2 protein-coding genes are annotated in these 15,399 nt (G+C 39.4%); both read left to right on the forward strand.

What is annotated here, in order from left to right; genetic code table 11:
• Window positions 1-35: 35 nt before the first annotated feature.
• Window positions 36-11,171 carry an HYR-like domain-containing protein gene (locus K6119_RS17400; RefSeq protein ID WP_221835141.1) on the forward strand — a complete coding sequence of 3,712 codons (11,136 nt, stop codon included), beginning with the start codon at window positions 36-38 and terminating at the stop codon, window positions 11,169-11,171.
• Between the two features lie 235 nt (window positions 11,172-11,406).
• Window positions 11,407-15,339, forward strand: a complete 3,933-nt coding sequence (locus K6119_RS17405) for a PKD domain-containing protein (protein WP_221835139.1) — start codon at window positions 11,407-11,409, stop codon at window positions 15,337-15,339.
• Window positions 15,340-15,399: the final 60 nt, after the last annotated feature.

Here is a 15,399-nt window from a genome sequence, read left to right on the forward strand (position 1 = left end):
GTTACTCGCTTTTACTTTTATAACCCTTTTATAAAATGATAAGATCTTTACTTACATTCGTTGGAGTTGTTGCCTTGGCTGTTAATTCAGTTGGACAATGTTCAAATTTTAATGCACAGTTTCCTTCTGGTACGCAATCAACAACATCCAATTCATTGACAACAGTTACCACATGTCAATATGGAGGAGAATATGCTTCTTACAGTGTTACCGCCGGAGAAACATATACTTGGACAACTTGTGGAGATACCGATTTTGATACACAATTAACATTGTGGAATACGGCACACACTATTACTTATGCCTATAATGATGATGACTGTGGTTTGCAGTCTACAATTACATGGACTGCTACGTTTACAGGTACGGTTGATGTTTTGTTAAGTCAATTTAGTTGTAACAGTAACTCCACATGTATGACAGTTCAGTGGGCTTGTACTACCTGCGGATTAGGCGGTGGTGGAGGACTTTCTCAAAGTAACGGATCTACGAATGCATGTTCTGGAACTTTTACGGATTCTGGAGGATCGGGATCTACTTATGGAGCAAATGAATTATCGACATTTACTATCTGTCCTGATACACCAGGTTCAATGGTTACGCTAGATTTTACCTCTTTTAACGTTGAAGGTGGTTTTGATGTAATGTGTATTTATGACGGATTGACAACAGCTGCGCCAAGTTTTGGATGTTATGATAACAATGTTCCAATGACAGGTACTGTTCAAGCTACCAATCCAGATGGATGTTTAACGATATTTTTTGATTCAGATGGATCTGTACAATTAGATGGTTGGACTGCAACTGTTTCTTGTACTCAGCCTTGTCAAACTGTGATTGCAGATGCCAATTTTAATCCGGCTCCAGCCTTAGATGGAGTAATATATCTATGCCAAGGAGATGTTGTGCAATTGAATGGAAATGGAATTTATCCTGATAATAATACAGGGTATACTCAATCTGATGGTACTTCTACCTTTGAATGGACCGTTGATGGAGCTGCTCTTCCAGGACAAAATTCCTCATTTACCTTTAATAATGAAGGTGCTTATATTGTACAACTAGAGATTACGGATATAGAAGGTTGTACAAATAGTAACGATTTAGATCAGTACGTTTATGTTTCAACTACTCCAATTTTTGATGGAACCATTGGAGCACCGGATCCAATTTGTTTAGGTGATCAAGCAGTATTTACAGGTGTTGTAACTCCTGTAACGTATGAGAAATTCTGTACTCAACCTGCTTTCCCGCCTTTAGCTTTGCCTGATGGTTCAGGGGTTTCTTATGAGACGTCAGTAAACTTGGATTGTTATAGTCCTGGCCAAACATTGACTGACCAATTCGATTTACTAGATATTTGTGTAAACATGGAGCACTCATACATGGGGGACTTAGATATTGTGCTTACTTGTCCTTCTGGACAATCAATTACACTAGTTGATTATCCAAATGGTGGAGGAGGTACATTTTTAGGGATTCCTGTTGATAATGATGCAACTCCAAATGTTCAGGGAACAGGCTTTGATTATTGTTGGTCTCCTTCATCTAACAACGGTACATGGGGTCAGAACACAGGAGGAACTTTACCTGCAGGTACTTATGAGTCAGATGATCCTTTTAGTGGTTTGGTAGGATGTGACATGAACGGTGACTGGACAATCACAATTACTGATAACTTAGGTTCAGACAACGGTTTTATTTTCGATTGGAGCATCAATTTTGATCCTGCAATTTTACCTCCGGCGGTTACTTTTACACCAACAATAGTGTCAGAGTCTTGGATGGCAGACCCTTCCATAGTTTCTGGTACCAATCCTATTACGGTTGAACCAACTTCAACTGGGCCGGCATGTTACACTTTCGTTGTAACAGATAACTTTGGTTGTACATATGATACTACAGTTTGTATTACTGTGGCTGATGGTCCGGTATTAGATACTATATTCCCGGTTGTTGCATGTGATACATATACTTTACCTGCTATCTCGGGTATTAATGTTACTGCTGCTGCAGCTTATTATTCAGGTCCTGGTGGTACAGGTACTCAATATAACCCTGGAGCTGTAATCACAGCAAACATGACTCCTCTTTATGTTTACGATCCAGGAATCGCAGGTTGTGATGATGAGACTTTTTTCAATATAATAATTGATAATACAGATCCTATTATTAATTGTCCTGGTGCTCTTACAGCAGTTTGTTCAATAGCTGAACAACCTCCTTATTTAACATTTGCAGCTTTTACCGGTGCAGGAGGATCAGCTTCTGATGATTATAATTTGGATGTGAATTCTTTCACTTTACTTAGTGAAGTAAGTAATGGTCAAACATGTCCTGAAGTAGTTACTAGAACTTATGAAATTGCTGATTCTTGTGGTCATACTGCTACTTGTACGCAAACAATTACCATTGATGATAATATTAACCCTACGGGAACTGCACCTGCTAACGTTACAGTACAATGTTCAGCTGATGTTCCTGCGGCAAATCCTGCTTCAATTACTGATGAAGCAGATAACTGCGGAATTCAATCTGTAATTCACTTGTCAGATGTTTCATCCGGAACAACATGTCCTGAAGTAATTACAAGAACATACAGAATCACAGATTTATGTAACAACTTTATAGATGTAGTTCAAACAATCACTGTTGATGACAATATCAACCCAACAGGAACAGCTCCTGCTGATATTACGGTTCAATGTTCAGCTGATGTTCCTGCAGCAAACCCTGCACTAATTACAGATGAAGCAGATAACTGTGGAATCCAATCAGTAGTTCATTTGTCAGATGTTTCATCCGGAACAACATGTCCTGAAGTAATTACAAGAACATACAGAATCACAGATTTATGTAACAACTTTATAGATGTAGTTCAAACAATCACAGTTGATGACAATATCAACCCAACAGGAACAGCTCCTGCTGATATTACGGTTCAATGTTCAGCTGATGTTCCTGCAGCAAACCCTGCACTAATTACAGATGAAGCAGATAACTGTGGAATCCAATCAGTAGTTCATTTGTCAGATGTTTCATCCGGAACAACATGTCCTGAAGTAATTACAAGAACATATAGAATTACAGATTTGTGTAACAACTTTATTGATGTAGTTCAAACAATCACAGTTGATGATAATATCAATCCTACAGGAACGGCACCTGTGAACGTAACAGTTCAATGTATGGCTGATGTGCCTGCAGTGGATATTAATGCTATCACTGATGAAGCGGACAACTGTTCAGTACCAACTGTTACGCATATTTCAGATGTTCAATCGGCAGGAACATGTCCAATTACTATTGATAGAACTTATAGAATTGAGGACGCTTGTGGAAACTTTATTGATGTAGTTCAAACAATCACAGTTAACGATAATATACTTCCAACAGGGACAGCTCCTGCAAACGTAACAGTTCAATGTATGGCTGATGTGCCTGTAGTTGATATCAATGCTATCACTGATGAAGCAGATAACTGTTCAGTTCCAACAGTTACTCATATTTCGGATGTTCAATCTGCTGGTTCATGTCCTGTTACCATTGATAGAACATATAGAATAGAAGATGATTGTGGTAATTTTATTGATGTAGTTCAAACAATCACAGTTAACGATAATATTAATCCTACTGGTACCGCTCCGGCAGATGTAAATGTTCAATGTGCTGCAGATGCTCCACCGGTTGACATCAATGCAATTACAGATGAAGCAGATAACTGCTCAGTACCAACTGTAACACATATTTCTGACGTATCATCTGGTACCACTTGTCCTGAAGTTATTACAAGAACTTATAGAATAGAAGATGCTTGTGGAAACTTTATTGACGTAGTTCAGACAATTACCATTGATGATGACATAGCTCCTACTGGAACAGCTCCAGTTAATGTAAATGTACAATGTATGACAGATGTACCTCCAGTAGATATCAACGCAATAACTGATGAGGCTGATAACTGTTCAGTACCAACTGTTACGCATATTTCAGATGTTCAATCGGCTGGAACTTGTCCCATTACTATAGATAGGACTTACAGAATTGAAGATGCTTGTGGAAACTTCATAGATGTGGTTCAAACTATCACTGTAAATGATAACATAGCACCTACTGGTACAGCTCCAGGTAACCTAACAGTTGAATGTGCAACTGATGTTCCTGCGGCTGATCCATTACTAATTACAGATGAAGCAGATAACTGTACAGCTAATCCTGCGGTAATTCACTTGTCAGATGTTTCATCAGGAACTACTTGTCCGGAAGTGATAACAAGAACATATAGAATTACTGATGATTGCGGAAATATTACAGATTTAGTTCAAACAATTACTATTGATGATGTAACTCCTCCTGTGGGTACAGCTCCAGGTGCCGTTACAGTTGAATGCGTTGGTGATGTCCCAGTAGCAGATCCGGCATCTGTAACTGGAGTTTCAGATAACTGTACAGCAAATCCTGCAGTGAACTTTGTTTCTGATGTTTCATCTGGAACAACATGTCCTGAAGTAATTACCAGAACTTATGAAATTATTGATGACTGTGGAAATACTACAACAGTAACTCAGACTATTACTATTGATGATACTACACCACCAACAGCATCAAATCCGGCTGATATTAATATTGCTGGAGGGAACCCGGTTCCGGCACCAGATGTGAATGTGGTAACAGATGAAGCTGATAACTGTGGAGTTCCTGTAGTAGCATTTGTTTCTGATGTTACGGATAATGGTGTATGTCCTGAAACTATTACCAGAACTTACTCTGTAACTGATGCTTGTGGAAATACAATTAATGTTGTTCAGTTAATTATTATTGGTGATGCTATTTTACCAACGGCATCTAATCCATTACCGGTGAACGTTGAATGTATTGCAGATGTTCCTGCTCCAGACCCCCTTGTGGTGACAGATGAAGCGGATAACGGAGCGGTTCCAACAGTTGCATGGGTAAGTGATGCTTCGGATGGGAATACGTGTCCTGAAGTTATAACTAGAACCTATTCAGTTACAGATGATTGTGGTAACGTGATTTTTGTAACTCAAACAATCACAGTAGATGATGTAACCGATCCAACTGGAACAGCACCAGCAGATGTGACAGTAGAATGTATTGCGGATGTACCTGCGGTAGATGTGAATGCAATTACAGATGAAGCAGACAACTGTACAGTAAATCCTACAGTAACTCATATGGGAGATGCATCAGATGGAAACACTTGTCCTGAGATCATCACCAGAACATATAGAATAGAAGATGAGTGCGGAAACTTTATAGATGTAATCCAAACAATCACAGTAGATGATATCACTAATCCAACCGGAACAGCACCGGCAGATGTGACAGTAGAATGTATTGCGGATGTACCTGCGGTAGATGTGAATGCAATTACAGATGAAGCAGACAACTGTACTGTGAATCCTACAGTAACTCACATGGGAGATGCATCAGATGGAAACACATGTCCGGAGATTATCACCAGAACATATAGAATAGAAGATGAGTGTGGAAACTTTATAGATGTAATCCAAACAATCACAGTAGATGATATCACTAATCCAACCGGAACAGCACCGGCAGATGTGACAGTAGAATGTATTGCGGATGTACCTGCGGTAGATGTGAATGCAATTACAGATGAAGCAGACAACTGTACTGTGAATCCTACAGTAACTCACATGGGAGATGCATCAGATGGAAACACATGTCCGGAGATTATCACCAGAACATATAGAATAGAAGATGAGTGTGGAAACTTTATAGATGTAATCCAAACAATTACAGTAGATGATATCACTAATCCAACCGGAACCGCACCGGCAGATGTAACGGTAGAGTGTATTGGAGATGTACCTGCGGTAGATGTGAATGCAATTACAGATGAAGCAGACAACTGTACAGTAAATCCAACAGTAACTCATATGGGAGATGTATCAGACGGAAATACTTGTCCTGAGATCATCACCAGAACATATAGAATAGAAGATGAGTGTGGAAACTTTATAGATGTAAACCAAACAATCACAGTAGATGATATCACTAATCCAACTGGAACAGCACCGGCAGATGTAACGGTAGAATGTATTGGAGATGTACCTGCGGTAGATGTGAATGCAATTACAGATGAAGCAGACAACTGTACAGTAAATCCAACAGTAACTCATATGGGAGATGTATCAGACGGAAATACTTGTCCTGAGATCATCACCAGAACATATAGAATAGAAGATGAGTGCGGAAACTTTATTGATGTAATCCAAACAATCACAGTAGATGATGTAACCGATCCAACCGGAACCGCTCCAGCAGATGTAACGGTAGAATGTATTGGAGATGTACCTGCGGTAGATGTGAATGCAATTACAGATGAAGCAGACAACTGTACAGTAAATCCAACAGTAACTCATATGGGAGATGTATCAGACGGAAATACTTGTCCTGAGATCATCACCAGAACATATAGAATAGAAGATGAGTGTGGAAACTTTATAGATGTAATCCAAACAATCACAGTAGATGATATTACTCCACCATTAGGAACGGCACCAGGAGCAATCGCGGTTGAATGTTCAGCAGATGTACCTGCAGCAGATCCAGTCCTAGTAACAGGAGTATCAGACAACTGTACAGCTAACCCTACAGTAAACTTTGTGGGTGATGCATCAGATGGAAACACTTGTCCTGAAGTAATCACAAGAACTTATGAGGTAGTAGATGATTGCGGAAATACTACAACATTAACACAAACTATTACAGTTGATGACGTTACTAATCCAACAGCATCAAACCCTGCTACTACAACAGTACCTGGTGGACCAGCTCCTGCGCCGGATCCAGCAGTTGTAATTGATGAAGCAGATAACTGTACAGCTAATCCTGTGGTAGCATTTGTATCACAAGTATCAGATAACAATCCTTGTCCTGAGACAATTACTTATACTTACTCGGTAACTGATGATTGTGGTAACCAAATATTTGTAACACATGATGTATTGATTACTGATCCTATTTTACCAACAGGTACAGCACCAGCTGATATCACAGTTGAGTGTATTGGAGATGTTCCAGCGGCTGATCCTGCTTTAATCACAGATGAAGCAGATAACAATGGTGTGCCAACAGTAGCGCATGTAGGAGATGTATCAGATGGACAATCATGCCCTGAAACAATCACTAGAACATATTCAATTACTGACCTTTGTGGAAATGTGGTAACAGTAGATCAAATCATCACAGTAAATGACATCACAGCACCAACAGCATCAAATCCTGCAGCAGTAGTTGTAGAGTGTATAGCAGATGTACCTGCAGTAGATGTAGCAGTGGTAACAGATGAAGCAGACAACTGTACTGTGAATCCGACAGTAACACATGTTGGAGATGCATCAGATGGAAATACTTGTCCTGAAGTGATTACAAGAACATATAGAATTACTGATGATTGTGGAAACTTTGTAGATGTATTCCAAACTATTACAGTAGATGATATCACACCACCACTAGGAACAGCTCCAGCAGCAGTTACAGTTCAGTGTTCAGCAGATGTACCAGCAGCAGATCCTGCATTAGTCACTGGAGTATCTGACAACTGTACAGCTAACCCTACAGTAAACTTTGTGGGTGATGCATCAGATGGAAACACATGTCCTGAAGTAATCACAAGAACTTATGAAATAGTAGATGATTGTGGAAATACAACAACAGTAACACAAACCATTACAGTTGATGATACAACACCACCAACTGCATCTAACCCTGCAAGTACAACTATTCCAGGCGGACCAGCTCCTGCACCGGATCCAAATGTTGTAATTGATGAGGCTGATAACTGTACAGCTAACCCTGTAGTGGCATTTGTATCACAAGTATCAGATAACAATCCATGTCCTGAAACAATTACTTACACTTACTCAGTGACTGATGATTGTGGAAACACTATCAACGTAACACATGATGTAATCATTACAGATCCTATTTTACCAACAGGTACAGCACCAGCTGATATCACAGTTGAGTGTATTGGAGATGTTCCAGCGGCTGATCCTGCTTTGATTACAGATGAAGCAGACAACAATGGTGTGCCAACAGTTGCGCACGTAGGAGATGTATCAGATGGACAATCATGCCCTGAGACGATTACTAGAACTTACTCAATAACTGACCAGTGTGGAAACGTAATCACAGTAGATCAAATCATCACAGTAAATGATATCACAGCACCAACAGCATCCAACCCTGCTGCAGTAGTTGTAGAGTGCATTGGAGATGTACCTGCAGTAGATGTAGCGGTGGTAACAGATGAGGTAGATAACTGTACGGTAAATCCAACAGTAACACATGTTGGAGATGCATCAGATGGATTATCATGTCCTGAGACTATTACAAGAACCTATAGAATTACTGATGATTGTGGAAACTTTGTAGATGTATTCCAAACAATTACTGTAGATGATATCACACCACCAACTGGAACAGCTCCTGCGGCAGTGAACGTTGAGTGTATTGCAGATGTACCAGCTGCAGATCCATTATTGATTACGGATGAAGCAGATAACTGTACTGTGAATCCTGCGGTAACGCATGTGGGAGACGTGTCAGATGGACAAACTTGCCCAGAGACAATTACCAGAACATATAGAATCACAGATGACTGCGGAAACACAACTGATGTGACACAAACTATTACGGTAAATGATATCACAGCACCAACCGGAACGGCTCCAGCAGCAGTAACAGTTGAGTGTATTGGAGATGTACCAGCTGCAGATCCATTGTTGATTACGGATGAAGCTGATAACTGTACTGTGAATCCTGCGGTAACGCATGTGGGAGATGTTTCAGATGGACAAACTTGCCCAGAGACAATTACCAGAACGTATAGAATCACTGATGACTGTGGAAACACAACTGATGTAACTCAAACTATTACGGTAAATGACATCACTCCACCAACCGGAACAGCTCCAGCAGCAGTAGCAGTTGAGTGTATAGCAGATGTGCCAGCTGCAGATCCATTATTGATAACAGATGAGGCTGATAACTGTACAGTGAATCCAGCAGTAACGCATGTTGGTGATGTATCAGATGGAAACACTTGTCCAGAAACAATCACTAGAACGTATAGAATTACAGATGACTGTGGAAATACAACTGATGTTACACAAACTATTACTGTAAATGATATTACTAATCCAACCGGAACAGCTCCTGCTAATGTTGTAGTTCAATGTATAGGAGATGTACCTGCGGCTGATATCAATGCTATTACGGATGAGGCTGATAACTGTACGGTTAACCCTGTTGTAACTCACGTTGGTGATAATATGGTGGGTAATGGATGTCCAACGGATATTTTTAGAACCTATAGAATTACGGATGATTGTGGTAATTTCATTGAAGTGGTTCAGACAATTACTGTTAATGATGATATCGCACCAACCGGAACAGCACCTGCAGATGTAACAGTTCAATGTATTGGTGATGTGCCTGCAGTTGATGTAACTGCAATTACAGATGAAGCAGATAACTGTACTGTGAATCCAACAGTAACTCACGTATCAGATGTGTCAGATGGAAACACATGTCCGGAGACAATTTCAAGAACTTATAGAATTACAGATGACTGTGGTAACACAACAGATGTAGTACAAACTATCACAGTTGATGACACAACACCACCAACAGCATCTAACCCTACTTCGGTAGTAGTTGAATGTATAGGAGATGTGCCAGCAGTTGATATTACGGTAGTAACAGATGAGGCAGATAACTGTACAGCAGCTCCGGTTGTAGCACATGTATCAGATGTGTCAGATGGAAATACTTGTCCAGAGACTATTACTAGAACATATTCTGTAACGGATGATTGTGGAAACAGTATTGATGTAACACAAACGATCATTGTAAATGATATTACTGCTCCAACGGCATCTAATCCTGCTCCTATTACAGTGAGTTGTGCATCTGATGTACCAGTTGCAGACATCACAGTAGTAACAGATGAAGCAGACAACTGTACAGCAGCACCTGTTGTAGCCCACGTATCAGATGTTTCAAATGGAAATGTGTGTAACGGAGAGATCATTACAAGAACATACTCAGTAACGGATGATTGTGGAAACACCATTAACGTAACACAAGAAATCCACATTGATGCGGCAACACCAAGTGTAGATGCAGGATTGAGTCAAGTGGTATGTGAAGGAGATGCAGTAACCTTAACAGCATCAAATCCGGATAATGCTCAAATATCTTGGGACAATGGAGTATTGGACGGAATTTCATTTATTCCACCTGTAGGAAACAATACTTACACTGTTGTAGCTTCAGTATGTAATGGAGAGTGTTTCAGTGATGATCAAGTAAATGTAAATGTGAATCCGACACCTCAAATCCAATTTGAAGCTGATAACTTTATGGGATGTGCGCCATTTACGGTAACATTTACTAATCTGTCAACAGAACAATTTGATTGTAATTGGGAATTTGGTGACGGAGGAGCATCTAATACATGTGGACCAGTATCTTACACATACAATAATTCAGGAATGTTTGATGTGACATTGACAGTTACTTCACAAGCAGGATGTACTGCTTCTGATACTTACAATAGTTATATTGAAGTTGTTGAACCACCTGTAGCTGACTTTACTATGACGCCAAGCTTTACAGATATCAACAATACAGAAGTAGAGTTCACCAATACTTCATTATATGCAGATACTTATAACTGGTCGTTTGGGGATAATCTAACTTCAAATCAAGAGAATCCAACTCATAACTTCCCTGAAATTGCAGGGTCATATACTGTAACTCTAACAGCAACTAATAACATTGGTTGTGTGTCAGAAACTACAGCTGTAATGACAATTGAAGATGTATTGTTGTTCTATGTTCCGAACATATTTACACCGGACGGAGATCAGTTCAATGAGCAATTTACTCCAGTATTTACTTCAGGTTATGATCCGTATGATTACCATTTGACAATCTTTAACAGATGGGGAGAGATCATTTTTGAATCATACAATGCAGCTTATGGATGGAACGGACATTATGGAAATGGTGGATTGGTAGAAGATGGTGTTTACGTATGGCAGATTGAGTTCAAAGAAACAATGTCTGATAAAAAACACAAATACCGTGGACACGTTTCAGTATTGAAATAATAAATACCTAAATGGTTTAGAAAAGGGAAACAATCAATTGTTTCCCTTTTTATTTTTTAAGGATTCCAATTTTATTCAATTATTACAAGCAACCCTTGTAGTTAAAATTCGTTTATAAAGCGATATTTGTGTTATTTTTGGGTTAAACTTAGCACAAACACTACGCTAGAAATTACTTGCAAGGAGAAGAATATTAATAGTCAACATTAAAGATTTGACGAAATTTAACTGAGAAATGAATAAAATTCTCGCAATATTATTTGTAGTTGCGGCTACTTTTACTACTACTGCGCAAACTACGGATATTGTAATGAACGCAGGTTCAAATGGTACAACCGTCAATACATGTTTAGGAGGTTTGTACGACTCTGGAGGGACTGGTGCGAGTGCACCATATTCAAACAATGAAAGTTATGTAATTACAATCTGCCCGGACACCCCTGGTGATTTTATTACATTACAATGGACAGTTTTTAATTTAGATTGTACAGATAACGTTCCTGGACCTGGTACAGATGCAGATAATATCACTGTTTATGATGGTGACAATACAGGGGCGCCAACACTTGGAACTTATTACTGTGGACAGTTGACTCCTGGAGATATATTTGGTGCAACTCCAATGAATATTACCGGATGTTTAACAATTGAATTTAATTCAAATGCCAACGGAACAGGAGATTTTAATGCTCAGGTTTCTTGTGAAACGCCATGTGATCCTCCTACTGCAATAGGAGAGATTGTTGGAGGGCCTATGCCGGATTCAATCGCAGTATGTATTGGTGAAGTAGTTACTTTTCAAGATGCTGGGTCAACAGCTGGAAGTTCAGGTTTGTTTACTTTACAAAACTGGGTTTGGCAGTGGATGGATGGAACTCCAAATGATACTTTGAACAATCCTGGACAGGTTACTCACGTTTTCAATACTCCTGGACAGTATGTAGTACAATTACAGGTTATTGATGATAACGATTGCGTCAATATGAACGCAACTGATATTGAAGTATTTGTCACGACCTATCCCACATTCGACCCTTTTCCGGCCGATACACTAATATGTGCTGGAGAACAGGTGGATCTAAATGCATATCCAGATCAATATGAAGTAGAATGGTCAGGGTTCCCATTAGGTATTTGGATAGATGACAACTGTATGGAAGATTTAACAGGAATTGTACAGTCAACTCCTATGACCATAACCGGATATGATAGTAACATATCTCTTAATAATGGAAATCCAGATATTCTTTCATTGTGTGTAACAATGGAACACTCATTTTTAGGGGACTTTGTTTTACAAGTTCAATGTCCAACAGGTCAAATTATGACATTACACCAACAAGGTGGAGGTGGAACTAATTTAGGTATACCGGGTGCAGGTGTTATTGATTGTAACAACCCTTCAACTTTTGGTACACCTTATGAATATTGTTTTACTTCAACAGCTACCCAAACTATGGTTCAAGCTGCACAAAGCGTTGGTACATTGCCTGCCGGAGATTATCTTCCTGTAGACCCTCAAGGTTTTGCAGCCTTAGATGGATGTCCAATAAATGGAACATGGAACATTCTTTTTACAGATTTATGGGGTGCGGATGATGGTTCAATGCCTGGATGGTCAATTAATTTTGATCCTGCATTAAATCCTCCTGTAACAGTATTTACTCCTCAAATTGGTTTAGGATCAGATAGTTCATGGTGGGACATGGCTACTCCTGGGATAATTTCAAGTACCGCAGATGGAAATAGCATTACAGTAGCTCCAACAACTGCCGGATCTTATGTATATACATTTCATGTGGTGAACAGTTTTGGATGTGAATTTGATTCTTCAGTTACTGTAGAAGTTTATGAATCTGCAATTGCAGATGTATTGGATACAGCAGTTTGTGGAGGTCAGCCAATTCAATTGAATGCCGGTTCTGAGGTATGTCAATATACTGTTAACATGATTGATACCTGGGGAGATGGATGGAATGGAGGATATCTTGATATAATCACTTCAGGAGGTACGTCTACATTTGACATTCCTTTTGGTTCATCAGGAACAGGACAATTCAGTGTGCCGGTAGGCGAATTTTGGACCGCACAATTCTTTTCAGGAGGATGGCCTTGGGAATGTGAATTCACAATTTTAGATCCAGGTGGAGGAGTAGTATATCAGAGTGGACAATCTGGTGCAACACCTTCAACAGCTCTTCAACAATTCCAGGCAGACTGTCCGGGTAACGAAGTTTATGAGCCACTTCCAGGTTATGTATATTCTTGGACTCCGGCAGGATCCTTGAATGATCCAAACATTCCTGCGCCAATTGCCAGTCCTTCTTCAACAACTACTTATACATTGACTATGTATCCAATTGGACACCCTGATTGTGCTCAAACAGATTTAGTAACAATCAACATGGGTGGTGGACTTGATACCGGAACTGACAGTACAGCATTATTATGTTTTGAAGGCCCTGCAGTAGACTTATTTGGTTGGTTAGGAGGTACTCCTCAATTTGGTGGGTCTTGGTTTGATCCTAATGGAGGTGCAGTTACAATGCCGATTACACCAGCAACAGCATTAGCAGGTTCATATGAATATAGAAAGGATAGTAATGGTTGTACTTCATCATCTTTTATTGATCTTCAAATTATTCAAGTTTCAGGAACATCAATTGTTACTGATTCAGATTGCCAGGCGTGTAATGGTCAAATTCAAGTGACTCCTGCAAATGGATTCTCTCCTTATACATATAGTATAGACAATGGAGCAACCTTTCAGGCAGCTGATACATTTACTTCACTTTGTGGAGGTGCAGCTCCAGGTGTAGACTATGATATCATCATTCAGGATTCATTGGGATGTATGGATACAATTACAGATGCAGTAGAAGATATTAATATGCCAACGCTAAATCCTGTTGTTTATTCAGATGCTTCATGTTTTGGAGTTTGTGATGGTTCAGTTACATTGAGCGGAACTAATCTTGCCTCTTATTCAATAGACGGGGGAACTACAACACAAGCTACAGGTAACTTTACAGGATTATGTCCTGGAGTTTATGATGTGATTGTTGACAATGGTTCTGGATGTTCAGTTACGGATCAATTTACAGTAGTTGAACCACCTGAAATTGAAATTACTTCCATTTCACCTGATGTAGATATTTGCCCTGGAGAAACTGTAACTGCAAACGTTACAGGAATTAACGGGATTGGTAATGTTGAGTACACTTGGGAGACAGGAGGAACAGTTATTGGAACTGGATCAACAATTGATATTGTAACAACAGGTAATATGGTAATTTGTGTTACTATGTCTGATGATTGTCCTAATACGGATAACGAGTGCTTTAACATTAATGAACCACCTCCGGTAACACCAATGATTACTTCAGATGTTACAGATGGATGTGTGCCTCAAACTATTACGTTCTCAAATATTTCAAACGGATCAATTGCTACTTCTATTTGGACATTCTCAAATGGAACAACAATGACAGTGAATGGTGCTTCAGATGTTTCAGTATTGTTTGAGCAAGCAGGAACATATGATGTTGGATTAGAGATTACAACAACTGCAGGGTGCGTATATGATACAACATTCTACAGTTATATTACTACATATCCAATTCCGGATGCGAACTTCATTTTCCAACCTAACCCTACTACAATTTATGATACAGAGGTAACTTTTTCAGATTACAGTTCTTCTGATGTAATTAGTTGGTTCTGGGAGTTTGGAGCAGGTGTGTTGCCTGGAACTTCAACAGTGGAAAACCCAACTGCAGTATATCCTGAAGGTGTGGCTAATGATTATCCTGTTGAGTTGACAGTTGAAAATCAATATGGATGTCAGGATTCTATGTTGTCAGTAGTTTCAATAATTAATGATGTTGTAATCTACGCTCCTAATATTTTTACTCCTGATGGTGATGAGTACAATGAAGGGTGGAGAGTATATATTTCTGGAATCGATATTTATGATTTCCATTTGACATTGTTCAACCGTTGGGGAGAAATAGTTTGGGAATCTTATAATCCAGTTGCTACCTGGTATGGACATTATGGAGATGTTGGATTGGTGCCGGATGGAACTTATGTATGGGTGATAGATGCAAAAGACACTTACACCGACAAGAAGTATCAGTTCAGGGGACACGTCACCGTACTGAAATAAAAAATATTAAAATCCCGGATTTAAACTGATCCGGGATTTTTTTTTCTCATATATCTATTC

The sequence above is a fragment of the Paracrocinitomix mangrovi genome (genome assembly GCF_019740355.2).
GTDB lineage: Bacteria > Bacteroidota > Bacteroidia > Flavobacteriales_D > Crocinitomicaceae > Paracrocinitomix > Paracrocinitomix mangrovi.